This is a genomic window from Streptomyces sp. WAC04114, from assembly GCF_019733245.1.
Taxonomy (GTDB): domain Bacteria; phylum Actinomycetota; class Actinomycetes; order Streptomycetales; family Streptomycetaceae; genus Streptomyces; species Streptomyces massasporeus_A.
In genome coordinates, this window is record NZ_JAIGQA010000003.1 from 1 (window position 1) to 25384 (window position 25384).

23 protein-coding genes, 1 tRNA gene and 1 pseudogene are annotated in these 25384 nt (G+C 68.3%); 11 read left to right on the forward strand and 14 right to left on the reverse strand.

The window, feature by feature from the left end:
• Positions 1-235, forward strand: a pseudogene (locus K4G64_RS01720) (serine/threonine protein kinase); the annotation flags it as partial.
• 27 nt (positions 236-262) lie between these two features.
• Here the strand turns inward: K4G64_RS01720 and K4G64_RS01725 are convergent.
• Both K4G64_RS01725 and K4G64_RS01730 read right to left on the reverse strand, forming a co-directional pair.
• Positions 263-1540, reverse strand: coding sequence for a hypothetical protein (locus tag K4G64_RS01725; RefSeq protein WP_221754240.1), 1278 nt, complete (start codon positions 1538-1540; stop codon positions 263-265).
• Between the two features lie 221 nt (positions 1541-1761).
• Positions 1762-1890, reverse strand: a complete 129-nt coding sequence (locus tag K4G64_RS01730; protein WP_003999697.1) for a DLW-39 family protein — start codon at positions 1888-1890, stop codon at positions 1762-1764.
• 338 nt (positions 1891-2228) lie between these two features.
• On the opposite strand from K4G64_RS01730, the gene K4G64_RS01735 reads away from it, so the two are divergent.
• Positions 2229-2603 (forward strand): DUF6344 domain-containing protein, encoded by a 375-nt coding sequence (locus K4G64_RS01735; protein ID WP_221754241.1) that lies wholly within the window; start codon positions 2229-2231, stop codon positions 2601-2603.
• Positions 2604-2701: 98 nt separating this feature from the next.
• On the opposite strand, the gene K4G64_RS01740 is transcribed toward K4G64_RS01735, so the two are convergent.
• The 10 genes from K4G64_RS01740 to dnaA all read right to left on the reverse strand — a co-directional run bounded on the left by K4G64_RS01740 (position 2702) and on the right by dnaA (position 16526).
• Entirely contained in the window at positions 2702-3196 is a 495-nt protein-coding gene (locus K4G64_RS01740; RefSeq protein WP_221754242.1) for a hypothetical protein, read from the reverse strand.
• Between the two features lie 82 nt (positions 3197-3278).
• A tRNA-Ile gene (locus K4G64_RS01745) sits at positions 3279-3355 on the reverse strand.
• A 110-nt stretch (positions 3356-3465) separates the two neighbouring features.
• Positions 3466-4272, reverse strand: coding sequence for a DUF3566 domain-containing protein (locus tag K4G64_RS01750; protein ID WP_221754243.1), 807 nt, complete (start codon positions 4270-4272; stop codon positions 3466-3468).
• A gap of 19 nt (positions 4273-4291) precedes the next feature.
• Positions 4292-6886: a DNA gyrase subunit A gene (gyrA, locus tag K4G64_RS01755; RefSeq protein WP_031105342.1), complete on the reverse strand. Its 2595-nt coding sequence runs from the start codon at positions 6884-6886 to the stop codon at positions 4292-4294.
• 42 nt (positions 6887-6928) lie between these two features.
• Entirely contained in the window at positions 6929-8989 is a 2061-nt protein-coding gene (gene gyrB, locus K4G64_RS01760; RefSeq protein WP_221754244.1) for a DNA topoisomerase (ATP-hydrolyzing) subunit B, read from the reverse strand.
• Positions 8990-9421: 432 nt separating this feature from the next.
• A complete protein-coding gene (locus tag K4G64_RS01765; protein ID WP_221754245.1) occupies positions 9422-9985 on the reverse strand; it encodes a DUF721 domain-containing protein in 564 nt (187 codons plus the stop codon).
• Positions 9982-11103 (reverse strand): DNA replication/repair protein RecF, encoded by a 1122-nt coding sequence (gene recF / locus K4G64_RS01770; RefSeq protein WP_142161934.1) that lies wholly within the window; start codon positions 11101-11103, stop codon positions 9982-9984. Before recF ends, K4G64_RS01765 begins: the two co-directional genes overlap by 4 nt.
• Positions 11104-11134: 31 nt before the next feature.
• Complete coding sequence (gnd, locus tag K4G64_RS01775) at positions 11135-12010, reverse strand: phosphogluconate dehydrogenase (NAD(+)-dependent, decarboxylating) (protein ID WP_097217915.1); 876 nt, start codon at positions 12008-12010, stop codon at positions 11135-11137.
• Positions 12011-12216: 206 nt separating this feature from the next.
• Positions 12217-13347 carry a DNA polymerase III subunit beta gene (dnaN, locus tag K4G64_RS01780; RefSeq protein ID WP_221754246.1) on the reverse strand — a complete coding sequence of 377 codons (1131 nt, stop codon included), beginning with the start codon at positions 13345-13347 and terminating at the stop codon, positions 12217-12219.
• 1058 nt (positions 13348-14405) lie between these two features.
• Entirely contained in the window at positions 14406-16526 is a 2121-nt protein-coding gene (dnaA, locus tag K4G64_RS01785; protein ID WP_221754247.1) for a chromosomal replication initiator protein DnaA, read from the reverse strand.
• Between the two features lie 374 nt (positions 16527-16900).
• On the opposite strand from dnaA, the gene rpmH reads away from it, so the two are divergent.
• The 9 genes from rpmH (at position 16901) to K4G64_RS01830 (ending at position 23849) form a co-directional block, all read left to right on the forward strand.
• Positions 16901-17038 (forward strand): 50S ribosomal protein L34, encoded by a 138-nt coding sequence (gene rpmH, locus K4G64_RS01790; RefSeq protein ID WP_005482975.1) that lies wholly within the window; start codon positions 16901-16903, stop codon positions 17036-17038.
• 21 nt (positions 17039-17059) lie between these two features.
• Complete coding sequence (rnpA, locus tag K4G64_RS01795) at positions 17060-17431, forward strand: ribonuclease P protein component (protein ID WP_078615240.1); 372 nt, start codon at positions 17060-17062, stop codon at positions 17429-17431.
• Positions 17428-17802: a membrane protein insertion efficiency factor YidD gene (gene yidD / locus K4G64_RS01800; RefSeq protein ID WP_221754248.1), complete on the forward strand. Its 375-nt coding sequence runs from the start codon at positions 17428-17430 to the stop codon at positions 17800-17802. The genes rnpA and yidD overlap by 4 nt, the downstream gene beginning before the upstream one ends.
• A 3-nt stretch (positions 17803-17805) precedes the next feature.
• Positions 17806-19098, forward strand: coding sequence for a membrane protein insertase YidC (yidC, locus tag K4G64_RS01805; RefSeq protein WP_221754249.1), 1293 nt, complete (start codon positions 17806-17808; stop codon positions 19096-19098).
• 15 nt (positions 19099-19113) lie between these two features.
• Complete coding sequence (locus K4G64_RS01810) at positions 19114-19626, forward strand: R3H domain-containing nucleic acid-binding protein (RefSeq protein ID WP_185008428.1); 513 nt, start codon at positions 19114-19116, stop codon at positions 19624-19626.
• A 125-nt stretch (positions 19627-19751) separates the two neighbouring features.
• The gene (gene rsmG, locus K4G64_RS01815; RefSeq protein ID WP_221754250.1) at positions 19752-20468 is read left to right on the forward strand and encodes a 16S rRNA (guanine(527)-N(7))-methyltransferase RsmG; all 717 of its coding nucleotides are present in this window, start codon (positions 19752-19754) and stop codon (positions 20466-20468) included.
• A 265-nt stretch (positions 20469-20733) separates the two neighbouring features.
• A complete protein-coding gene (locus tag K4G64_RS01820) occupies positions 20734-21810 on the forward strand; it encodes a ParA family protein (protein ID WP_221754316.1) in 1077 nt (358 codons plus the stop codon).
• Positions 21807-22907, forward strand: coding sequence for a ParB/RepB/Spo0J family partition protein (locus K4G64_RS01825; protein ID WP_221754251.1), 1101 nt, complete (start codon positions 21807-21809; stop codon positions 22905-22907). The genes K4G64_RS01820 and K4G64_RS01825 overlap by 4 nt, the downstream gene beginning before the upstream one ends.
• 324 nt (positions 22908-23231) lie before the next feature.
• Positions 23232-23849 carry a GNAT family N-acetyltransferase gene (locus K4G64_RS01830; RefSeq protein ID WP_221754252.1) on the forward strand — a complete coding sequence of 206 codons (618 nt, stop codon included), beginning with the start codon at positions 23232-23234 and terminating at the stop codon, positions 23847-23849.
• Positions 23850-23937: 88 nt separating this feature from the next.
• On the opposite strand, the gene trxA is transcribed toward K4G64_RS01830, so the two are convergent.
• Together trxA and trxB are read right to left on the reverse strand one after the other, a co-directional pair.
• A complete protein-coding gene (gene trxA / locus K4G64_RS01835) occupies positions 23938-24270 on the reverse strand; it encodes a thioredoxin (RefSeq protein ID WP_097217897.1) in 333 nt (110 codons plus the stop codon).
• A gap of 45 nt (positions 24271-24315) precedes the next feature.
• The gene (trxB, locus tag K4G64_RS01840; RefSeq protein WP_221754253.1) at positions 24316-25284 is read right to left on the reverse strand and encodes a thioredoxin-disulfide reductase; all 969 of its coding nucleotides are present in this window, start codon (positions 25282-25284) and stop codon (positions 24316-24318) included.
• Positions 25285-25384 lie beyond the last annotated feature (100 nt).

Consider the following 25384-nt stretch of genomic DNA (forward strand, 5'->3'; position numbering starts at 1 on the left):
CCCGCCGGTGTACTCCGGCCCGCCCTTGCCCCCTGCGGAGCAGTACCGCACGGAAGCCTCCACGGCGTCGTACACCGCCCGGAACCCGCAGACCCAATCGGTCGGCCAGACACCGTCACGGCACCGGGCACAGCGGCGTTCCCACGCCGGGCCTCCGGCCAAGGTGGCGGTGCCGCTGCTGCTCCTCGCGCTGGCCTGCTACGCGGTGGGCTTCTGGGCCCTCACCCGCATCTGAGGGGCCCTGCGACAGACCGGGGGCCTCTTACGTCGTGGTCCTCCGCCTGACCATCACGGTCCACACCCCGAGCCCCACGAGCAGGGCGCTCCCGGTGCCGATGCCGCCCACGGCGAGGGCCCTCATGGCGGTGTCGTCGCCCGCGGCCACACCCTCCGCGGCCGCCTCCCGGTCGTCGTCCGAGACCTCGAAGACGCCGTTGGGCACGGACTCCCCCGCGTAGTCGGGCCCGCTCCGGGGCTCCCCGCTCGTGCGGACGCGCAGTGTCATCACGAACGGCCCGTCCCCGAAGGTGTCCGCGACGGCCTCCGAGAGGTGGGCGACGAGGTAGTAGGAACCGGCGAAGCGCAGCGCTCCGACCTGTGAGGTGGCGGCGTAGCGGTTGGCGTGGTCGACCGGTGGAAGGGGAGGCAGGCTTCCGGCCTTCTGGTCGCCGTCGTAGAAGACCCCCACGTCGGCGACGCGACCGCGAGCGGGGTTGTAGAGATCCAGGTCGAGCGCGTCGGACGTGTAGCCGGTGCCGCCGGAGTCCGAGCTGCCGAGCTCCGCGGTGACGGACACCTGCTGCCCCCAGTCGACCGGCACCTCGTAGAAGAGGGTCTGGCCGGGCCGGATGTCGTCCCGCCAGACTCCCTGGTCGATCGGGGTCGCCGCGCTGAATCCCGCGCCGCCCTTCCGGCGCTCGGGCTCCCCCTGGAGCGGCTGGGGCGTGGCGGAGTTCCACGCCTCGGGCGCGCTGGTCGCCCCGGTCTTCGCCTCCGCGGGTTCCGTCATCGCGAGGAGTTCCAGATCCCAGGTGTCCGGCGAGGACCCCTCACCGTCGGGGTCGGCGCGCTCCACGGACACGAAGTAGGCGCCGGCCTTCCGGCACAGCGGCCTGCCGGTGTCGCGTCTGCCCCAGGCCGCGATGGGGTGGGGGCTGCGGGCGGCCCCGAATCTCGCGGTGTCGACGGAGCAGGTGTTGCCCTCGGCGTCCTGCACGGTCACCTTGACCCCGTCGATGACGGAGACCGTGCTGCCGGGTGAGGGGACGGCGGTGACGGAGACGTACGCGTTCGACGTGGCGTCGAGGTCGAGGCGGTAGCTGACCTTGCCGCTGCTCGGCAGGGAGCTCCGGTAGGTCTCGCCGGGCTTCAGCAGGGCGGCGTCTCCGGTGCTGCGCGCTCCCTCGACGCTCTGCGCGCCGTCGGCGAAGGCGTACGGGCTCGGTGTGCCGGCGGCTTCGCCGGCGGCGGCGGCCTGTCCCGGCACCATGGCCACTGTCGTCCCCAGCACGACCGCCGCGGCGCCGACGCGCAGGGCCACCGCCGGACTGCTGCGCCACGCCCCCGTGCGCCGACCCCACGCCGTACGACACCGTCCCGTACGACACCGACCCCTCACGCGCCACCCCTCACCGTCGCCGGTCCCGAAGCCGTGCCACCGTGGCCCATCCTGCCGCGCCGGCCGGGTTCACGACCGGCCCTCGGCACACAAAACCCCGACCGCGAGGCGGCCGGGGTGTGCTCGGTCTGGGTTGGGGTGACTCACGAACCCGTGGGCACGGAGTCAGTCGCCTCCGTCCACAGATCCTGCTCGGCGCGATCCGCCTGGATCTGGCGGTACACGAGGAGCCCGCCGATGGCGGCCAGTGCGACCAGGAGAAGCTTCTTCACCGCGCGACCTCGTCTTTCGTTGACGTAGGGGACCTCTGGCGCCCGACTATACACACCGACCGATACCGATCGGTGACCTGAGTCGGCCCTCAACTCCCGTCCCGGTGACCGGGATAGGAAGCGGAGCACACCGCTCCGATCGGAGGGTGATCACACCCTCACGGACGGTTACTTTGGCCCCTCTTCTCTACTCTCCTTACCTTTTCTCCGCTCTTGGGGCCATCCGGGTGGTGTTCATCTGAACATCGACGCGCCACGGGTCAAGGTCCACCACTTCTCGACCCTCATACACATGATGAGGAAAGTACGCAAATCGCCCAACCCGAAAGTGAGGGGCCATGGCCCGGAACAAGGTCATGAAGGTGTGGACCGCCATCGTCACCGCATTCATCGCGCTGTGCACGGCGCTCGGACTCGTCACCACGACCGCCGCCGCGGCCGTACCGCAGACCGAGCAGAAGAGCAACAGCAACGGCAACGGCAACGGCGCGAGCATCCCGCAGCAGCGGACGGCGGCACCGGCGACGTTCCCCCGGTCCTCCCCCAGGGCCCTGCCCCCCACGATGAAGCAGCGCATCCGCGCCGAGGCCCACGGCAAGACCCCCCGCTGCCGACACCGCTCGCCCGCGGACACGGCGTCCTCCCCCGGCACCGACTGCACCGACGAGGACCCCGACGCCGACGCGGACCATCTCACGCCCCTGAAGCGCTGAACCCCGGAACACGACCCAAGCGATCTGCGTACAAAGCCCGGCAGCTCGACAGAGCGGCCGGGCTTACGCATGTCCTGCCGCAGGGACCGGGCCCTGGATCAGGACGTGCGATCAGAACACTTAAAACTGAACCCCAAAGCGCTCATCAACGCTTGCACCAGGTCTTCCGCGAAAGGATCCGCCTCGGCGGCGAGCACCGCAGCCACCGCATCGGTGTCTGGTTCACGGCCGGCCTCTCTCGCCCAGTCTGCTGCGAGGGGGGCGGCGTCCTTGTTCCGTTTCAGCACCTGCTCTGGAGCGCCGTACGAGTCTCGCGCCATCTGCGGCGACAGCACGCACTCCCACCTCGGCCCCTTCGGGCTGGCTGCCTCCACCGCCGCCACATCACTGTCAAACACCTGGGCGACGAGCACGGGGGCCTGCGTCTCCTGCGCGATCGAGTCGGCGGGTCTCCCACCGCCGTGGAGTTGCACGATCTGCCAGGCACCGTCTTGAGCCGACCAGGACAGGTCACCGCCTGCCTGCCGCATCGCAGGCAGCTCTGCCAATGGCCCCTCGCACCGGGCCACCACGAAAGATCCGAAGAATCCCATGAGCCATCGGCTGACCGTCGCTGTCGGTGTCAACCGGAGGTGCCAAAAGACCCCCAGCCGTATCGACTGGGGGTCTCTTCGCTGGTGGGGCTAACAGGATTTGAACCTGTGGCCTCATCCTTATCAGGGATGCGCTCTAACCAACTGAGCTATAGCCCCGCCGCGCTCTGCGGTGTGTCCCGCGCGCTGACTCCTGAAGATTAGCGCACGACATGGGCAGTCCCAAAATCGGTTGTCGGGGCACCGTCAGGGCAACGACAGAGGTGACGTCACTCGTCCTCGGCGAGGGTCAGCTCGACACCGCCCACGAAGCCCGCGGACAGGTTGTAGATGAACGCGCCGAGTGTCGCGAGGGCGGTCGCCAGGACGACGTCGATGACCGCGATGATCGACGCGAACATCAGGACGTTGGGCAGCGACAGGAAGGCCTGCAGGTCGAAGCCGTTGGACTCGTTCGAGCCGGTGGCCTCGGAGATCGTGCCGCCGACCGTCGAGAAGACGCCCATCGCGTCCATGACCATCCACAGCACGGCGGACGCGACGATCGTGCAGATGCCCAGGGCGATGGAGAGCAGGAAGCTGACCTTCATCACCGACCACGGGTCGGCCTTCGCCACCCGCAGTCGCGCCTTGCGGACGCGCGGAGTGGTGCGCGCCCCCGTGCGAGGGCGCCGTACGGCGCCGGCAGCGGCGCCCCCGGCCGCCCCGGCCGCCGCCTGCTGCGCCGGGTAGGCCTGCGGCGGGTGGTACGGCCCGGCCTGCTGCTGCGCCTGCCGTTCCCCGGGCAGGGGCGAGGCCGTGGCCGGCTCCTGCGCGGCCGGCTGCGGCTGCGCGGCGGAGGCGGACGGGCCCGAGCCGGGCTTGTTCTTCTGGGTCTGCGGACCTCGGGTGTCCGTCACAGTTCCCCCCTGTGATTCATGCGCGTCAGGCGAGGGCGTGTCCTTGGTCGGGGACTTGATCGCCTTCAGGTTGGTCGTGTGCGGGTCCGCCGCACGCGCGGCGGAGCCACGGCCGCCGTCGTCCGCTTCCGTACCCCTCGGGGTTCCGGCCGGTCCGGCGCCCGTGGCTCCGCTCACGCTGACTCACTCCTCGTGCCTACTCGGCCGAGGGCGCCTCACCCTCGTCCGTGCCGGTGGTCACGGCGCCTTCGGCGGTCTCGTCGACGACCACGTCGCCGTCGACCTCCTCCGCCTCGCGCCCCGCCTCGGCGTTGCGAGCGATGCCCACGACGGCATCGCGCTTGCCCAGATTGATCAGTTGGACGCCCATGGTGTCACGGCCGGTTTCCCTGATCTCGTTGACTCGCGTACGAATCACACCGCCCGACAGCGTGATGGCGAGGATCTCATCGGTCTCCTCGACCACCAGCGCGCCGACGAGGGAACCGCGATCCTCGACGATCTTGGCGGCCTTGATACCGAGGCCGCCGCGACCCTGGACGCGGTACTCGTCGACGTTGGTCCGCTTCGCGTACCCGCCGTCTGTGGCAGTGAACACGAACGTACCGGGTCGAACAACATTCATCGAGAGCAGCTCGTCTCCCTCGCGGAAGCTCATGCCCTTGACACCCGAGGTGGCACGGCCCATGGGTCGCAGGGTGTCGTCCGATGCGGTGAACCTGATCGACTGCGCCTTCTTGCTGATCAGAAGCAGATCGTCGTCTGCCGAGACCAGTTCGGCTCCGATCAGTTCGTCGTCCGAACCGTCCTGACCCTCGCGCAGGTTGATGGCGATCACACCGCCGGAACGGGGCGAATCGTAATCCTTCAGAGGCGTCTTCTTCACAAGACCGGCCTTGGTGGCGAGCACGAGGTAGGGAACCGCCTCGTAATCGCGGATCGCCAGGATCTCGGCGATCGCCTCGTCCGGCTGGAAGGCGAGCAGGTTCGCGACGTGCTGACCGCGCGCGTCCCGGCCGGCGTCGGGCAGCTCGTAGCCCTTCACGCGGTAGACGCGGCCCTTGTTTGTGAAGAACAGCAGCCAGTGGTGCGTGGTGGACACGAAGAAGTGGTCGACGATGTCGTCTTCCTTGAGCTTCGTGCCGCGCACGCCCTTGCCGCCGCGCTTCTGGGCGCGGTAGTCGTCGGTCTTGGTGCGCTTGATGTAGCCGCCCCGGGTGACCGTGACGACGATGTCCTCCTCGGCGATCAGGTCCTCGATGGACATGTCGCCCTCGTAGGGGATCAGCGTCGTCTTGCGGTCGTCGCCGAACTTCTCGACGATCGCGGCCAGTTCGGCGCTGACGATGCCGCGCTGGCGGACCGGGGAGGCCAGGATCTCGTTGTACTCGTTGATCTTCGCCTGGAGTTCGTCGTGCTCCTGGACGATCTTCTGGCGCTCCAGGGCGGCCAGTCGGCGCAGCTGCATCTCGAGGATGGCGTTGGCCTGGATCTCGTCGATCTCCAGCAGGCTCATCAGGCCGCCGCGGGCGATCTCGACGGTGTCGCTGCGCCGGATCAGCGCGATGACCTCGTCGATGGCGTCCAGGGCCTTCAGCAGACCGCGCAGGATGTGCGCCCGCTCCTCGGCCTTGCGCAGCCGGAAGCGCGTACGGCGGACGATGACCTCGATCTGATGCGTCACCCAATGGCGGATGAACGCGTCGAGCGAGAGCGTGCGCGGCACGCCGTCCACCAGCGCCAACATGTTGGCGCCGAAGTTCGTCTGCAGGTCGGTGTGCTTGTAGAGGTTGTTCAGCACGACCTTGGCGACCGCGTCCCGCTTCAGCACGATGACCAGACGCTGGCCCGTGCGCGAGGAGGTCTCGTCACGGACGTCCGCGATGCCGCCGATCTTGCCGTCCTTGACGAGGTCGGCGATCTTCTGGGCGAGATTGTCCGGGTTGACCTGGTACGGGAGCTCCGTGACCACCAGGCACTGGCGGTTCTGGATCTCCTCGACCTCGACGACCGCGCGCATGGTGATGGAGCCGCGGCCGGTGCGGTACGCCTCCTCGATGCCCCGGCGGCCGACGACGAGCGCGCCGGTCGGGAAGTCCGGGCCCTTGATGCGCTCGATGAGCGCGTCCAGCAGCTCCTCGTGGGAGGCCTCGGGGTTCTCCAGGTACCACTGGGCACCGGCCGCGACCTCGCGCAGGTTGTGCGGCGGGATGTTGGTGGCCATGCCGACCGCGATACCGGCCGAGCCGTTGATCAGCAGGTTCGGGAAGCGGGCCGGCAGAACGGTCGGCTCCTGGGAGCGGCCGTCGTAGTTGTCCGTGAAGTCGACGGTCTCCTCGTCGATGTCGCGGACCATCTCCATCGACAGCGGCGCCATCTTGCACTCGGTGTACCGCATGGCCGCGGCCGGGTCGTTGCCCGGGGAGCCGAAGTTGCCGTTGGAGTCGACGAGCGGCATGCGCATCGACCACGGCTGCGCGAGGCGGACCAGGGCGTCGTAGATGGAGGAGTCGCCGTGCGGGTGGTAGTTGCCCATGACGTCGCCGACGACGCGGGCGCACTTGTAGAAGCCGCGCTCGGGGCGGTAGCCGCCGTCGTACATGGCGTACAGGACACGGCGGTGGACGGGCTTGAGGCCGTCGCGGACGTCCGGCAGCGCACGCGAGACGATGACGGACATCGCGTAGTCGAGATACGAGCGCTGCATCTCCGTCTCGAGCCCGACGGGCTCGACGCGCATGGCCAGGGCGTCACCCTCGGGCGTCGTCACGGGAGTGTTCTCGTCGGTCATTGCTGGTGAAGGTCCTTCCTGGTGCGGTCAGCTGAGACCGACTCAGATGTCGAGGAAGCGGACGTCCTTGGCGTTGCGCTGGATGAACGCGCGGCGGGCCTCGACGTCCTCGCCCATGAGGACCGAGAACAGGTCGTCGGCCTGGGCGGCGTCGTCGAGGGTGACCTGGCCGAGGACGCGGTGCTCCTGGTCCATGGTCGTGATGCGCAGTTCCTCGGCGTTCATCTCGCCGAGACCCTTGAAGCGCTGCACCGAGTCGTCCTTGATGCGCTTGCCCGCGTTGCGGCCCATTTCGATCAGGGCGTCGCGCTCGCGGTCGGAGTACGCGTACTCGAAGTCGTCCTTCCCCCACTTGATCTTGTAGAGCGGCGGGCGGGAGAGGTACACGTGCCCGGCCTCGACCAGGGGCCGCATGAAGCGGAACAGGAAGGTCAGCAGCAGGGTGTTGATGTGCTGGCCGTCGACGTCGGCGTCGGCCATCAGGATGATCTTGTGATAGCGCAGCTTCTCGATGTCGAAGTCCTCGTGGACTCCGGTGCCGAAGGCCGAGATCAGCGCCTGGATCTCCTGATTCTGCAGGATCTTGTCGATCCGCGCCTTCTCGACGTTCAGGATCTTGCCGCGGATCGGGAGGATCGCCTGGTACTGCGGGTTGCGGCCGGACTTGGCCGAGCCGCCGGCGGAGTCACCCTCGACGATGAAGATCTCGCACTTGTCCGGGTCGTTCGACTGGCAGTCGGAGAGCTTGCCCGGCAGGGACGCGGTCTCCAGCAGGCCCTTGCGGCGGGTGAGGTCACGGGCCTTGCGGGCCGCCACGCGCGCGGTGGCCGCCTGGATGCCCTTGCGGATGATGTCCGCGGCCTCGTTGGGGTTGCGGTCCAGCCAGTCCGTGAGGTGCTCGTAGACGACCTTCTGCACAAAGGTTTTGACCTCGGTGTTGCCCAGCTTGGTCTTCGTCTGACCCTCGAACTGGGGCTCGCTCAGCTTGACCGAGATGATCGCCGTCAGGCCCTCGCGGATGTCGTCGCCCGTGAGGTTGTCGTCTTTCTCGCGCAGCAGCCTCTTGTCGCGCGCGTACTTGTTGATCAGCGAGGTCAGCGCGGCGCGGAAGCCCTCTTCGTGCGTACCGCCCTCGTGGGTGTGGATGATGTTGGCGAACGAGTAGACACCCTCGGTGTAGCCGCCGTTCCACTGCATCGCGACCTCGAGGGACAGGCTCTTGTCCTTGTCCTCGGCCTCCAGGTCGATGACGGTGGGGTGCACCAGGTCTCCCTTGCGGGAGTTGAGGTACGTCACGAAGTCGACGATGCCGCCCTCGTAGTGGTACGAGACGCTCTTGACCTCGTGCTTCTCGTCCTCGCCCGCCTCGTCCGCGCCGGCGGTGGCCTTCGCCGACTCGCGCTCGTCGGTGAGGTTGATGCGCAGGCCCTTGTTGAGGAACGCCATCTCCTGGAAACGCCGCGACAGCGTCTCGAAGGAGTAGTCGGTGGTCTCGAAGATGTCCGGGTCGGCCCAGAAGGTGACCGAGGTGCCGTGCTCGTCCGTGGCCTCGTGCTTGGCGAGCGGGGCCGTCGGGACGCCCAACTTGTATTCCTGGGTCCAGCGGTAGCCGTCGGTCTTGACCTCCACCGCGACCCTGGTGGACAGGGCGTTGACGACGGAGACACCCACGCCGTGCAGACCGCCGGAGACCGCGTAGCCGCCGCCGCCGAACTTGCCGCCCGCGTGCAGGACCGTCAGCACGACCTCGACGGCCGGCTTGCCCTCGGAGGGGACGATGCCGACCGGGATGCCACGGCCGTTGTCGACGACCCGCACGCCACCGTCGGCGAGGATCGTGACGTCGATGGTGTCCGCGTGCCCGGCGAGCGCCTCGTCGACGGAGTTGTCGACGACCTCCTGCACCAGGTGGTGGAGTCCGCGCTCACCGGTCGAGCCGATGTACATACCGGGTCGCTTGCGGACCGCGTCCAGACCCTCGAGGACGGTGATGGCGCTGGCGTCGTACGAGGCGGTCACCTCGCCGTTCGACGAGGTGACCGCGCCGGTGGTGCCGGCGTCGGTGGACGGAATGTTCTCGTTGGGGTTGCCGGAATCGGCCACGAAGCGCCCTTTCTGGCACAGCACGAGCCAGGCTCGTCGGCGGGTTGCCGGAGCGGCTGCGGCATGTTGCGTTGGTAAGCCTTGATCAGCGTTGCTCAGCTTTTCCCGGACGGTCCCCAGCGAGTGGGGCGGGATTGCTTCCAGTCTACCGGTAGCACTGACACTGATGGGGGTTTGCCGGTACCTGAGTCCGCATGTGCCGCCCTCGACGGGTCTTGTCCGACTCCCGATATGCGGATGGGGGCTCCAAGAGGCTCACGGAGGCACTCAGCGCTTCCGGCCGTCAACCCTTGGCTACTTCGGAGTCAGGTCGCGATTCGCAACCGTGTGCGGGCACACGACGAACGGGCCGCCGACGCTCCCAAAGAGCGGACGGAAGCCGTTGATGTGATGTCAGTCACGTGCTGTCGACGGGCGGGAAACCGGTGGAGATCAGCCGTAGGTATCGCCCGGACCGGTGCTGCCGGGGGCACGCAGCGGGCCGTAGCGGCGGGCCGGGCCGCCGGGGCCCTGCACCTTGATCAGCGTCACCCTGCCGTGGCCCAGGTCCTCGTTCAGGCGCGCGACCAGCGTGGGCGCGAGCAGCCGGAGATTGGTCGCCCAGGCCGTCGAGTCGCAGCGCACCGTCAGGACGCGCTCGTCCTCGTCGTACTTCTCCGGCACACAGTGCTTGGCGACGTCCTCACCGACGATCTGCGGCCAGCGGCCCATCACACCGCCCACCGCGGCCGGCGCCTCCCAGCCGCGCTCGGTGATCAGCCGGTTGATCGCGGAACCGAGCGCCATGGGGTCGCGCCCGTCAGCGCGCGCGCCGGAGCGCAGGCCGCCGCGGCGCGCCTGCTTCTTCTGCTGCGCCGCGTCTCCCCGCGCGCGTGCGGCCTCCTTGGCGGCGCGCAGGGCCACGCGCGCGAGGTCGACGCCGGAAGGCTCGGGCGACTTGGAGGGCCCAGCGGACGTGGAGGGCTCGGGAGCGCCGCCGGATGTGTTCTCCGTCATACCCGCTCCACCGTCCCCTCGGACACGGCGAACCGCGTCCCGGACAGCACATGCGGTACGTCGTCGTCGACCGCGGCCGTCACCAGGACCTGCTCGCCGGGCGCGACCAGCTCGGCGAGGCGCTCACGGCGACGGGTGTCCAGCTCGGCGAAGACGTCGTCGAGCACCAGCACCGGCTCGTTGCCCTCCGCCCTGAGAAGGTCGTACGAGGCCAGGCGCAGTGCCAGCGCGTAGGACCAGGACTCCCCGTGGGAGGCGTAGCCCTTGGCGGGGAGCTGGCCGAGCTTGAGCTGGAGGTCGTCGCGGTGCGGGCCGATCAGGGTGACGCCGCGCTCGATCTCCTGCTTGCGGGCCTCCGCGAGCGCGGCCATCAGCTGCTCGAAGAGGTCCTCGCGGGTGTGCGCCTCGCCCGGCGCGGACGGCTTGTACTCCAGCGCGATCGGGCCGCCACCGGGGGCGAGTTGCTCGTACGCCTTGTCGGCCAGCGGCTGGATCGTGGCGATCAGGTCCAGGCGCTGGGCGAGCAACTCGGCGCCCGCGCGCGCGAGATGCTGGTCCCACACGTCCAGGGTGGACATGTCCATGGTGCGGCCGCCGTGCCGGCGGGCCAGCGCCGCCGACTTCAGCAGGGTGTTGCGCTGCTTGAGGACCCGGTCGTAGTCGGAGCGGACCCCGGCCATGCGCGGGGAGCGCGCGGTGATCAGCTCGTCGAGGAAGCGCCGCCGCTCACCGGGGTCACCCTTCACCAGCGCGAGATCCTCGGGCGCGAACAGCACGGTCCGCACGATCCCCAGCACGTCACGCGGCCTGACCTGCGAGGACCTGTTGATCCGGGCCCGGTTGGCGCGCCCCGGGTTCAGCTCCAGCTCGACCAGTTGCTGCCGTTCGCCCTGCCGCACCTGGGCCCGGATGATCGCGCGCTCGGCGCCCATGCGGACCAGGGGGGCGTCGGAGGAGACCCGGTGGCTGCCGAGGGTGGCGAGATAGCCGACGGCCTCGACGAGGTTGGTCTTGCCCTGCCCGTTCGGCCCGACGAAGGCCGTCACCCCGGGGTCGAGCGGGACCTCGACCCGGGGGTACGAGCGGAAGTCGGCCAGCGACAGATGCGTGACGTGCATGGTCGTTTCGCCGACCTCCCTGGTTACTCGGTTACTTCTTCTCGACCGCGTGGCCGCCGAACTGGTTGCGCAGCGCCGCGATCATCTTCATCTGGGGCGAGTCCTCCTGGCGGGAGGAGAACCGCGCGAACAGCGACGCGGTGATCGCCGGCAGCGGCACCGCGTTGTCGATGGCCGCTTCCACAGTCCAGCGTCCCTCGCCGGAGTCCTGTGCATAACCCCGCAGCTCGTCGAGGTGCTCGTCCCCGTCGAGCGCGTTGACCGCGAGGTCGAGCAGCCAGGAGCGGATGACCGTGCCCTCCTGCCAGGAGCGGAAGACCTCCCGGACGTCGGTCACGGAGTCGACCTTCTCCAGGAGCTCCCAGCCCTCGGCGTAGGCCTGCATCATCGCGTACTCGATGCCGTTGTGGACCATCTTGGCGAAGTGGCCCGCGCCGACCTTGCCGGCGTGCACCGAGCCGGAGTCGCCCTCCGGCTTGAGGGCGTCGAAGACCGGCTGCACCTTGGCGACGTTCTCCTTGTCGCCGCCGTACATCAGCGCGTAGCCGTTCTCCAGGCCCCAGACGCCGCCGGAGACTCCGCAGTCGACGAAGCCGATGCCCTTGGCCGCCAGCTCCTCGGCGTGCTTCTCGTCGTCGGTCCAGCGGGAGTTGCCGCCGTCCACGACGACGTCTCCGGGCTCCAGCAGCTCGGCGAGCTGGTCGATCGTGGTCTGCGTGGCCTCACCGGCCGGGACCATCACCCAGATCACGCGCGGGCCGCTGAGCTTGCCCACCAGCTCTTCCAGGCTGTGGACGTCGGCGAGGTCCGGGTTGCGGTCGTATCCGAGAACGGTGTGGCCTGCGCGGCGGATCCGCTCGCGCATGTTGCCGCCCATCTTGCCGAGGCCGACGAGACCGAGCTCCATCAGTTGTGTTCCTTAGGTTCTGCGACGTGGCGTGGCGGCACGTGCGTACCGCGAGGCACTTTCGTACCCGCGTCCGAGCCTAAACCCGGACGCTCGCGCACATCTGTGGGCATACGCGCTCAGTCGTACGCCCTCACCTGCGGCTTTGTCCTCAGCCTGTGGACAACCGTTGATGATCCTCAGCGTCTCACCGGCCCCGGGTGGGCTCAGCCGCTGAGGCGCACCGGCATGATCAGGTACTTGTAGGCCTCGTCCGCCTCGGCGTCCAGCGCCGGCCTGCCGCTGAGCAGCGCGGGCTTGGTGGACGTCGTGAACGACAGCTGGGCCACCGGGGAGTCGATGGCGCTCAGGCCGTCCAGCAGGAACGTCGGGTTGAAGGCGATCGAGATGTCGTCGCCCTCGAGCTGGGCGTCCACCCTTTCCACAGCCTGTGCGTCGTCGCTGGAACCGGCTTCCAGGATGAGCACGCCCTGCTCGAAGCTGAGTCGCACCGGGGTGTTGCGCTCGGCGACGAGGGCCACGCGCTTGACGGCCTCCACGAAGGGGGCGGTCTCGATGACGGCGACGCTGTTGAACTCCGTCGGGAACAGCGTGCGGTACTTCGGGAGGTCGCCCTCCAGCAGGCGGGTCGTCGTACGGCGGCCGGCGCCCTCGAAGCCGATCAGGCCCTCGCCGGAGCCCGAGCCGGACAGCGCAAGGATCACCTGGTCGCCGCTGGTCAGGGCCTTGGCGGTGTCCAGGAGCGTCTTGGCGGGCACCAGGGCGACGGCGGAGGCGTCGGGGTTCTCCGGCTTCCACAGGAACTCTCGGACCGCGAAGCGGTAGCGGTCGGTGGACGCCAGCGTGACGGTGTCGCCCTCGATCTCGATGCGGACACCGGTGAGGACGGGCAGCGTGTCGTCACGGCCGGCGGCGATGGCGACCTGGGCGGCGGCGGAGGCGAAGACCTCGCCGGGGACCGTGCCCGTCGCGTTCGGCATCTGGGGCAGGGCCGGGTACTCCTCCACAGGCAGGGTGTGGAGTGTGAACCGGGACGAGCCGCAGACCACGGTCGCCCGTACACCGTCTGTGGAAATCTCCACCGGCCGGTTCGGCAGCGCGCGGCAGATGTCCGCGAGCAGACGGCCGGAGACCAGGACCGTGCCCTCCTCGTCGACCTCGGCCTCCACGGACACCCGTGCGGAGACCTCGTAGTCGAAGCTGGACAGGCTCAGCTGGCCTTCATCGGCCTTCAGCAGCAGGCCGGCGAGGACAGGCGCCGGCGGACGGGCCGGGAGGCTGCGTGCCGCCCAGGCCACTGCCTCCGCGAGTACGTCGCGTTCCACCCGGATCTTCACTGTTGCCGCCTCCTGCTGTTGCCGGCGCTTCTCGCTCTGCCTGGCCCTCGTCGTCTGTCTCGGTGTCGACGGTCCCTGTGAGGGGGAGGACACCGGGGACCAGTCTGACGCACGGCACTGACAGTAGGTGCCTCTCGGGGTCAAGTCGTGACGAGGGGCAGCCGGGCACCGAAGAGCGAGTTGTGCACAGGGCCCCCTTCGAAACGGATTCCCAGCTCTCTCTAGTCGGGAGTAGTAGTAGGGGCTGTGGATACCGTGGATAACCTCGTTTGCCCAGCTCAGGGCAGGAATTTTGTCCACGGGGCCTGTGGGTGGAGGCGGTGGACAACCGGGCGTATCTGTGGAGAACAGAAAGTTCTGCACACGCCGTGCACAGGGTGAGGCGAGTTCTCCCCAGCGCTGTCCCCAGCTTTACCCACCTTTCCCACAGCCCAACCCGGCACCTTCGTGTGAGGCCTTTCACTCGACTCGGTGAGGAGGCGCGTCGTGTTGCCGAACAGTGGACAGGCATGTGGAGAAGCGACCGTTTGCTGGGGACAACGGCCCCCAGCCTGTGGGCAGCCGGTGGACAACTTGGTGCACAGCCTGTGGATCATCTCGTCATCCACAGGCTGTGGAGATCCTTCGTCCACGAATCCACAGCCACCTGAGCTGGTCTGATGGTCTATCAACAGGGGCTGCTGTGGACACGATCTGGACAACTCCCCGGTCCCCAGGATGTGGACGGCAGAAAGTCCCCGAATCTGTGGAGGGAGGCCGTAACCCGGCGGTTAATCGAACAGCGGGTTGCGGTGAGGGTGCGGCGGGGTGCGCGCCGCGGGAGTCGGTGAGGGGGCTCGGCGGCCCGGAATCCGCGCCGTATGGCTGCCGCGGCGACCGGACAGGGCCCTGCGACACAGCGGTCCGCGGTGAGTGGCAGTAAGCGGCGGCAGTGAGCGGCAGTGCGCCGCAGCGAGCCTCGGCACAAGAAGTGGCGCGCCTCGGCACACGAAGAAGGGCGCTCCCGGAGAGTTCCGGGAGCGCCCTCAGCAGCGTTCTGCGGCGTGTGGCCGCCGCCGTCAGCCGTTCTTGATGCGGTTGGTCAGCTCCGTGACCTGGTTGTAGATGGAGCGGCGCTCGGCCATCAGGTTGCGGATCTTGCGGTCCGCGTGCATGACCGTGGTGTGGTCGCGGCCGCCGAACAGCGCGCCGATCTTCGGCAGTGACAGGTCCGTCAGCTCACGGCACAGGTACATGGCGATCTGCCGGGCAGTGACGAGGGCGCGGCCGCGCGAGGTGCCGCACAGGTCCTCGACGGTCAGCCCGAAGTAGTCCGCCGTCGCGCCCATGATGGCCGTCGAGGTGATCTCGGGTGCCGAGTCGTCGCCGCCGGGGATGAGGTCCTTGAGGACGATCTCCGTCAGGCCCAGGTCCACCGGCTGCCGGTTGAGCGAGGCGAACGCCGTGACCCGGATCAGCGCGCCCTCCAGCTCACGGATGTTGCGCGAGATCCGGGACGCGATGAACTCCAGCACCTCCGGCGGCGCGTTCAGCTGCTCCTGCACCGCCTTCTTGCGGAGGATCGCGATGCGCGTCTCCAGCTCCGGCGGCTGGACGTCCGTGATCAGACCCCACTCGAAACGGTTCCGCAGCCGGTCCTCCAGCGTCACCAGCTGCTTGGGCGGCCGGTCGGAGGAGAGCACGATCTGCTTGTTGGCGTTGTGGAGCGTGTTGAACGTGTGGAAGAACTCCTCCTGCGTCGACTCCTTGTCCGCGAGGAACTGGATGTCGTCGACGAGCAGGATGTCCATCTCGCGGTACCGCTTGCGGAAGCTGTCGCCCTTGCCGTCGCGGATGGAGTTGATGAACTCGTTGGTGAACTCCTCCGAGCTCACGTACCGCACCCGCGTGCCCGGGTAGAGGCTGCGCGCGTAGTGCCCGATCGCGTGCAGCAGGTGCGTCTTGCCGAGCCCGGACTCCCCGTAGATGAACAAGGGGTTGTACGCCTTCGCCGGCGCCTCGGCCACGGCGACCGCGGCCGCGTGCGCGAAACGGTTGGAGGCGCCGATGACGAAGGTGTCGAAGAGGTACTTCGGGTTCAGTCGCGCGGTGGGTTCGCCCGGGCCGGTCGCCGGCGCGGGCTGCGCGGCCAGCGGGCCGGGGGCACCGGTCGTCGGCAGGTTCGGGCCGACCGGGCCGCCCCGGTGGACGTGCCCGGAGCCGGCCGGCGGCTCGGGCAGCTCCCGGCGCACCGGGTCGCGCTGGTCGTAGTCGCCGCGCGACGTGTCGTAGTCGGGACGCTGCTGCTCATAGGAGGGGCGTTCCATGGGCTGCGGGCGGTAGTCCTGCGAGGGGGAGCCGTAGGCGTCCTGGGAGGGCGGGCCGTAGGAGTCCGAGGAGCCGTACGAGTCCTGCGAGCCGTACGAGTCCTGTCCGGGTGACGCGTACGGGTCACGCTCGGGAAAGCCGAGGCGCTGCTGCTGCCAGCCGTACTCGTCCTGCTGCGCGGGCCGCGGCCAGGCACCGGGCTCGGGGCGCTGGTACTCGGAGGGGTACGCGGGACGGGCCGTGGGAAGTTGATCTGCGCGCGTAGGCGGAAGCTGCTCGCCGCGGGTGGGCGGGAGCTGGTCACCGGCCGTCCCGGGCAGCTGCTCGGCACGGTGGCGGCCGTACCCCTCGTACCCGTCACGGTCCTGGCGGTCGTAGGGGCCGCGTTCCTGCCGGTCGTATCCGTCGCGTTCCTGCCGGTCGTACCCGTCGCGCTCGGGCCGGTCGTACCCGTCGCGCTGCTCGGCACGGTCATATCCGTCACGGCCGTCACGGTCCGGACGGTCGTATCCCTCGCGGTCCTGGCGCGCGGCCGGGAGCTCGGGCTCCTCGTAGCGCGGCTGGGGGCGCGGCGCCGGCGGGGCGGGGGGCTCGCCCGCGGAGTCGTCGACGGTGATCGCGATCCGGATCGGGCGGCCGCACTCGCGGCTCAGCGTCTCACTGACGATCGGCGCCAGCCGGCCCTCGAGTACGCCCTTCGCGAATTCGTTCGGTACGGCGAGCAGAGCGGTATCCGCGACGAGCGCGAGCGGCTGGCAGCGCCGGATCCAGTGCTCGTCCTTCCCCTCGACCCCTTGGACGCGGCCCTCCCCGAGGAGCTGCTCCAATACGCGTGGCCACACTGCGGCAAGATCGGCAGGTACGTCAGCCACAGGGCACGCTCTCTCACAGGTCCCACGAACGTGTGGTTCTGGGACGGCTCGGGATGTAAATCGGGTGGGGCAGGGATAAGGGAACGAATCGGAGTTCCGTCACGGTAGTCAGGGCGGCCGGTACGGTTCAAGTTGTTGTCCCCAGCCTGTGGACAAGTGTCTCCCGGCGACTCCTGGTTTGACCGGATGGCGTAGCCGCGCGTACCGTAACCAGGTCGAGTTGTCGATGGCTGCTGCCGCCTGCCTCCGATGGGCACAGATCATTTGGGTGATCGGTCAGCGGTGCACTCGGGCGTAACTGCGAGCTACTCGTGGGCGCACGGTGACAGCCAGGACGGCACCCCGCAACTACCGATTTCTTCTGGAGCCCCCGAGTGAGCAAGCGCACCTTCCAGCCGAACAACCGTCGTCGCGCGAAGACCCACGGCTTCCGCCTGCGGATGCGTACCCGTGCCGGTCGCGCGATTCTCGCGAACCGCCGCAGCAAGGGTCGCGCCAGCCTGTCCGCCTGATCCTGATCAGGTCGTGACGTCGTGCTGCCTACCGAGCATCGGCTGAGGCGGCGCGAGGACTTCGCGACCGCGGTACGACGAGGACGCCGGGCCGGACGCCCGCTCCTCGTCGTCCATCTACGTAGCGGTTCCACGGACCCGCACGCGCCTGGGGAGAGCGCTCCCCCGACGCGTGCGGGTTTCGTCGTGAGCAAGGCAGTGGGTGGTGCGGTCGTGCGGAACAAAGTGAAGCGCAGGCTTCGCCACCTGATGCGGGAGCGAGTCGCCCAGCTGCCCCCCGGTAGCCTGGTAGTCGTACGAGCGCTGCCCGGATCGGGCGACGCCGACCATGCACAGCTGGCCCGAGACCTGGATGCCGCTCTCCAGCGGTTGCTGGGAGGGGGCGCGCGATGAAGTACCCGCTGCTGGCTCTGATCAAGCTCTACCAGTGGACGATCAGTCCGCTGCTCGGGCCGGTCTGCAAGTACTACCCGTCGTGCTCCCACTACGGCTTCACGGCCATCGACCGGCATGGTGCCATCAAGGGAACGGCACTCACGGCCTGGCGCATCCTGCGATGCAATCCGTGGTCGCTGGGCGGTGTGGATCATGTCCCGCCGCGCAAGCGCCCGCGGTGGCACGAAATGCTGCGTAACACGTGGCGTGCACGCAAGGGCGGGCCCTCCGCCGCCGGACCGGCCACCGGGGGACAGACTTCTCCCACAAGTCCGTCCAGTCCTTCGGGCCCGGCCGCAGAGACACCGTCCCATGCCCAAGGAGCATGATTAGTGGACACGATTGCCAGCCTCTTCAGCTTTATCACCACACCCGTCTCCTGGGTCATCGTCCAGTTCCACTCGGTGTACGGCGCCATCTTCGGCCCCGACACCGGCTGGGCCTGGGGCCTGTCGATCGTGTCCCTGGTGATCCTCATCCGTATCTGCCTGATCCCGCTCTTCGTGAAGCAGATCAAGGCGACTCGGGCCATGCAGACGCTCCAGCCCGAGATGAAGAAGATCCAGGAGCGTTACAAGAACGACAAGCAGCGTCAGTCCGAAGAGATGATGAAGCTGTACAAGGAGACGGGTACCAACCCGCTGTCCTCGTGCCTTCCCATCCTGGCGCAGTCCCCGTTCTTCTTCGCCCTGTACCACGTGCTCAACAGCATCGCGTCGAACGACACCATCGGCGTGATCAACGAGAACCTGCTGCAGAGCGCGCAGAAGGCCCACATCGTCGGTGCGCCGCTTGCGGCCAAGTTCACCGACAGCGCGTCGAAGGTGGAAGCACTCGGTGCCTCCCTCACCGACGTCCGTGTGGTCACCGCCATCATGATCGTCCTGATGTCGGCGTCGCAGTTCTTCACCCAGCGCCAGCTGATGACGAAGAACGTCGACACCACGGTGAAGACCCCGTTCATGCAGCAGCAGAAGATGCTGATGTACGTCTTCCCGGTCATGTTCGCCGTCTTCGGCATCAACTTCCCGGTCGGTGTCCTCGTCTACTGGCTGACCACCAACGTGTGGACCATGGGCCAGCAGATGTACGTGATCCACAACAACCCGACCCCGGGTTCCAAGGCCCAGGCCTCGTACCTCGACCGTCTGACCAAGCACATCACGCAGCACAACAAGGTCGGCAAGCGCCGCGACCGGGCCATCGTCAAGGCGATCGTCGCCAAGGGCCGCGACCGCAACGAGTTCGAGCGCAAGTTCATCAACGGCCTGAGCAAGGCCGGCCTCGTCGCCCAGGCCGACGGCACCGTGATCAAGAGCGACAGCGCGGCCACGGCCCAGGCCGAGGACGGCACGCCGACCACCGCCGGCGGTGCCCCGAAGCGTCAGCAGCCCAAGCGGCAGAGCAAGTCGCAGCGGCAGCACGGCGGAGCCGGCGGCGCCAAGGCGGCCGGTGAGACCGACGTGCCGAAGACCTCGCTGACCAAGTCCGGCGAGCCCGAGGACACCAAGCCCGCCGCCGCTGCCAAGAAGGGCGGCGCGAAGCCCGCAGGCGGTACCCGCAGCAAGGCCCAGTCCGGACAGCGCAAGGGTCCGCAGCGGCCCAAGTCCCCGTCCAAGAAGTAAGAAGGAGTCCATCCCGTGACGGAAGGCACCACCTCCGCCGCTGCCGAGGGTGCAGACACCCTGACTCGCCTGGAGCAGGAAGGCGAGATCGCGGCGGACTACCTGGAGGGTCTGCTCGATATCGCCGATCTCGACGGCGACATCGACATGGACGTCGAGGCCGACCGTGCCTCCGTCTCGATCATCAGCGACTCGGGCGGCCGTGACCTGCAGAAGCTGGTCGGCCGTGACGGCGAGGTACTGGAGGCGCTCCAGGAGCTCACCCGTCTGGCCGTGCACCGGGAGACCGGCGACCGCAGCCGTCTGATGCTCGACATCGCGGGGTACCGGGCACAGAAGCGCTCGGAGCTGTCCGAGCTGGGCGCCAAGGCCGCCGCGGAGGCCAAGAGCAGCGGTGAGGCCGTGAAGCTGAAGCCGATGTCGCCCTTCGAGCGCAAGGTCGTGCACGACGCGGTCAAGGCCGCGGGTCTGCGCAGCGAGTCCGAGGGCGAGGAGCCGCAGCGCTTCGTCGTCGTGCTGCCCGCCTGATCGGCCTCTACTTTCCCCGGCCCCGTCTGTTGAGCAGGCGGGGCCGAACTTTGTCAGCCTGATAGTTCTGGTGGTTCTGGTGTCGGCGCCGGGTGCGCTGACGCGGTACGGAAGGACGGTCCCCCGTGACGGAGGCAGCGGAGCTTCCCCCCGCGCCCGAGGAGGCGCGCGAGGTGTTCGGTGATCGCTTCGCGGATGCGGTGCGGTACGCCGAGCTGCTCGCTGAGGCCGGCGTGCAGCGCGGCCTCATCGGCCCGCGCGAGGTGCCTCGCCTGTGGGAGCGGCACCTGCTGAACTGTGCGGTGCTCTCTGAGGTCGTTCCCGACGGAGTGACCGTGTGCGATGTCGGCTCGGGCGCCGGGCTCCCCGGCATTCCGCTGGCGCTGGTTCGCACCGACCTGAAGATCACGCTCCTGGAGCCGCTGCTGCGGCGCACCAACTTCCTCACCGAGGTCGTGGAGCTGCTCGGCCTCGATCATGTGACTGTGATGCGCGGCCGGGCCGAGGAGGTCATGGGGAAGATTCAGCCCGTGCATGTGGTGACGGCGCGAGCCGTCGCACCGCTGGACCGGCTCGCCACCTGGGGCATTCCGTTGCTGCGACCGTACGGGGAGATGCTCGCGCTCAAGGGCGACACCGCCGAGGAGGAGCTGAAGAGTGCTTCGGTGGCGCTGAGCAAGCTGGGTGCGGTGGAGACGTCCATCCTGCATGTGGGTGACGGCGTGGTGGACCCGCTGTCCACCGTCGTGCGGGTCGAGGTCGGTGAAAGTCCGGGCGGTGTGCGCTTCGCCGCGAAGCGCGCCAAGGCGGCACGCACGGGGCGGACGCGTCGGCGACGCTGATCCGTCCTGAGGACGAGACGTACTCCACACAAGCTGCCAAACCTATGCATGCCGGAGTGTCGCGGCAGTCCGGCCACGGCTGCTGTGCATCGTGTTTCACGTGAAACGTCGCTCACTGCTGCACGGCATCATCAGTCGTGGCCGCGCTGCGGCCGAACCCCGCGACCGAAAGCCTCTTGGTTCACTCGATGAGGGACCCGAGGTATCCACAGAGGTGGATTTCTCCACAGAACGCCAGGCCTCACTGGTTCACGACCCCGAAGACATGGGAGGCTCTGTTCATTGCGAGCCTGAAGTCGAGGAGAGTGAATCCTTGCGGTCCGACGCCAACATCGCGGGACCGATGACCGATCCGGTCCCCGGTCCCCGTACCGAGTCGATGGGGGCGGATGTTTCACGTGAAACACCGCCTCCGATGGACGACACTCCCATCGGTCGTGCTGCCCAACTGGCGGTGGAGGCTCTGGGTCGTGCCGGCGAGGGCTTGCCACGGCCCGAGCAGACCCGAATCATCGTGGTCGCCAACCAGAAGGGTGGTGTGGGCAAGACGACGACGACCGTCAACCTTGCCGCATCACTGGCGCTGCACGGTGGCAGGGTCCTCGTGGTCGACCTCGACCCGCAGGGCAATGCGTCCACCGCACTGGGTATCGACCACCACGCCGAAGTGCCCTCCATCTATGACGTGTTGGTGGAGAGCAGGCCTCTCTCCGAGGTCGTCCAGCCGGTTCCCGATGTCGAGGGCCTCTTCTGTGCCCCTGCCACGATCGATCTCGCCGGTGCGGAGATCGAGCTGGTGTCCCTGGTGGCACGGGAGAGCAGGCTGCAGCGCGCGATCCAGGCGTACGAGCAGCCGCTGGACTATATCCTCATCGACTGCCCGCCCTCACTCGGTCTCCTGACGGTCAACGCCCTCGTGGCGGGCCAGGAAGTGCTGATCCCCATCCAGTGCGAGTACTACGCGCTGGAAGGCCTCGGTCAGCTGCTGCGCAACGTCGACTTGGTGCGGGGGCACCTCAACCCCTCCCTGCATGTATCGACCATCCTGCTCACGATGTACGACGGCCGGACGCGTCTCGCGTCGCAGGTCGCGGAAGAGGTGCGCACCCACTTCGGCGACGAGGTGCTGCGCACGAGCATCCCCCGTTCCGTCCGTATCTCGGAGGCGCCGAGCTATGGGCAGACGGTCTTGACCTACGATCCAGGATCGAGTGGTGCCCTCTCCTACCTTGAGGCGGCACGCGAGATCGCGCTGAAGGGCGTTGGCATCAGCTATGACGCCACGCACGCCCATATCGGCGTACAGCAGAACGACCCGAGCATGGTGGAGGGCATCCAGTGAGCGAGCGACGAAGGGGGCTGGGCCGTGGTCTCGGTGCACTGATCCCTGCCGCACCGACGGAGAAGTCGGTGGCCCAGGCCGCGGCGGGGAACGCTGCTCCCGCGTCCCCGGCGGCAGTGCCTGTGCTGCCGAGCGATCGTGGGGTGGCCGCGGCGAAGGTGGCAACCCTGCCGACTGTTTCACGTGAAACAGAGGAGCCGGCGCAGCCGAGTGCCCCTGCCACGCCTGCGGCGCCCATCGGCGCGCACTTCGCGGAGATCCCCCTCGACTTCATCACGCCGAACCCGCGTCAGCCTCGTGATGTCTTCGACGAGGATGCGCTGTCCGAGCTCATCACCTCCATCAAGGAAGTAGGGCTCCTTCAGCCGGTCGTCGTGCGGCAGGTGGGTGTCGACCGCTACGAGCTCATCATGGGTGAGCGCCGCTGGCGGGCCTGCCGCGAGGCGGGGCTGGAGGCGATCCCGGCGATCGTGCGGGCCACCGAGGACGAGAAGCTCCTCCTGGACGCACTGCTGGAGAATCTGCACCGTGCGCAGCTGAACCCGCTGGAAGAGGCAGCTGCCTACGACCAGTTGCTCAGGGACTTCAACTGCACGCACGATCAGCTGGCGGACCGCATCGGCCGATCGCGCCCGCAGGTTTCCAACACCCTGCGTCTGCTGAAGCTCTCGCCGGCCGTGCAGCGCCGGGTCGCCGCCGGGGTGCTCTCCGCCGGCCACGCACGGGCACTGCTCTCCGTCGAGGACTCGGAGGAGCAGGATCGGCTGGCTCACCGCATCGTGGCCGAGGGCCTCTCGGTGCGGGCCGTCGAGGAGATCGTGACCCTGATGGGGTCGCGGCCTCAGAAGGCTCAGAAGCCCAAGGGCCCGCGCGCCGGCGCCCGGGTCTCTCCGGCCCTGTCCGACCTCGCCACACGGCTCTCGGACCGCTTCGAGACGCGAGTGAAGGTCGACCTGGGGCAGAAGAAGGGCAAGATCACCGTCGAGTTCGCCTCGATGGAGGATCTTGAGCGGATCCTCGGCTCACTCGCTCCTGGCGAGGGGCCGGTCCTGCAGAACAGCCTCTTGGAGGGCGACGCCGAAGAGCGCGCGTCCTGAGCCTCCGGCATGGAGCCTCTGCTGTGCAGGGAAACAGAGCGGGCCGTGTCCGGTGTGTGCCGGAACATGGCTCGCTCTTTCCTTTCTGGCGGTATCGATGGAATCGCATCGTGGATACGATGCGTCAGGTACGGCGCAACCACTCGGCAGCACCTCTGAAAGGGAGGCAGGGGCCATGCGAACCATGAGCCGCACCGGACTGGTGAGCGCCGGTTTGGGACTGGGAGCGGTCGGTGGGTTCATCGGCAGTCTCCTCAGGGAACGGAGCGCTCTGACAGCCGCCCGCGACGCGGTGGCGGGCGAAGGAAGCGAGGATCAGCCTTCATGGGCCGCCGGCTCGTACCGCTCACGCTGGACAACCTCCAGGACCTTCCCAAGCGTTGTCGCTCGTGTGTCTTCTGGGAGCTCGACGCAGTCAGCGGTGAGGCCGCGGTAAAGGAGGGCACCTCCGCCCCGGAGAAGGAAGCCTGGATCTCAGCGGTTCTGCTGGACTGGGGCTCCTGCGGCCGGGTCGTGTACGTCGACGACATGCCGGTGGGGTATGTGCTCTACGCCCCGCCCGCTTACGTCCCCCGTTCCACGGCGTTCCCCACGAGCCCCGTATCCCCTGACGCGGTGCAGCTGATGACCGCGTTCATCGTGCCCGGTTACCAGGGGCAGGGGCTGGGCAGAGTGATGGTTCAGACGGTCGCCAAAGATCTGCTGCGGCGGGGGTTCAAGGCGATCGAGGCCTTCGGAGACGCGCGCTGGAAGGAACCAGCCTGTGTGCTGCCCGCCGACCATCTTCTGGCGGTGGGCTTCAAGACGGTCCGCCAGCATCCCTCCCATCCGAGGCTGAGGCTGGAACTGAGGTCGACGCTCTCCTGGAAGGAAGACGTCGAGATGGCCTTGGACCGGCTCCTGGGAGCCGTGCAGAAGGAGCCGGCGCTGCGGCCGCTGTGAGCAGACAAACGAATGGGCCCACCCGGAAGGGTGGGCCCATTCGTGTTTCACGTGAAACACGCACCGTCGGTGTGACGCTGCAGCCGATTCACTCGGCGATGAACTCCTCGAGGTCGCGAACGATCGCGGCCTTCGGCTTCGCGCCCACGATGGTCTTGGCGACCTCGCCACCCTGGTAGACGTTCAGGGTCGGGATGGACATGACGCCGTACTTGGCGGCCGTACCCGGGTTCTCGTCGATGTTCAGCTTGACGATCTCGATCTTGTCGCCGTACTCGGCGGCGATCGCCTCGAGGGACGGAGCGATCTGGCGGCAGGGACCGCACCAGGCGGCCCAGAAGTCCACCAGAACAGGCTTGTCGCTCTTGAGGACGTCCTGCTCGAAGGAGTCGTCGGTCACATTCTTCAGGGTGCCGGCCACGGCGGGCTCCTTAACTGGTTGGTGCGTGGGGCGGGTAGGGGGAGGTCAGACGGAGGTCTTCTCGGGCTCGGGCTGCTCCTCGTCCGCCAGGGCGGCGAGGTAGCGCTCGGCGTCGAGAGCTGCGGAGCAGCCGGTCCCGGCCGCGGTGATCGCCTGACGGTAGGTGTGGTCGACCACGTCGCCGGCGCCGAAGACACCGGTCACGTTCGTGCGCGTCGACGGCGCGCTCACCTTCAGGTAGCCCTCTTCGTCCAGGTCAAGCTGGCCCTTGAAGAGCTCGGTGCGCGGGTCGTGGCCGATGGCGATGAAAAGTCCGGTCACCGGCAGGTCCGAGAGCTCACCGGTCTTGAGGTTGCGCAGCTTCAGACCGGAGAGCTTCGGGTCGCCCTGGATCTCGGCGACCTCGCTGTCCCACACGAAGGAGATCTTCGGGTCGGTGAAGGCGCGCTCCTGCATGGCCTTGGAGGCGCGCAGGGTATCGCGGCGGTGGACGATGGTCACCGACTTGGCGAACCGCGAGAGGAAGGTGGCCTCCTCCATCGCGGTGTCGCCACCACCGATCACGGCGATGTCCTGGTCCTTGAAGAAGAACCCGTCACAGGTGGCGCACCAGGACACACCGCGGCCCGACAGGGCGTCCTCGTTCGGCAGTCCGAGCTTGCGGTGCTGCGAGCCGGTGGCGACGATGACGGCCTTCGCCCGGTGCACGGTGCCGGCCGTGTCCGTGACAGTCTTGATCTCACCGCTCAGGTCGACGGCCACGATGTCGTCCGGGACGAGCTCGGCTCCGAAGCGCTCCGACTGGGCACGCATGTTGTCCATGAGCTCGGGGCCCATGATGCCGTCCCGGAAGCCGGGGAAGTTCTCGACGTCGGTGGTGTTCATGAGCGCACCACCCGCGGTAACGGCGCCCTCGAACACCAGTGGCTTCAGCGACGCGCGCGCGGTGTAGAGCGCCGCCGTGTAGCCGGCGGGCCCGGAGCCGATGATGATCACGTTACGGACGTCGCTCACGGCTTGTTTCCTCGTCTCTGGACTGCGTCGGTCGAGCGGTGGGAGTTCTCTTTGACCTCTCACCCCACCCAACGGATCCTAAGGGGCGCGCATTCCCGCT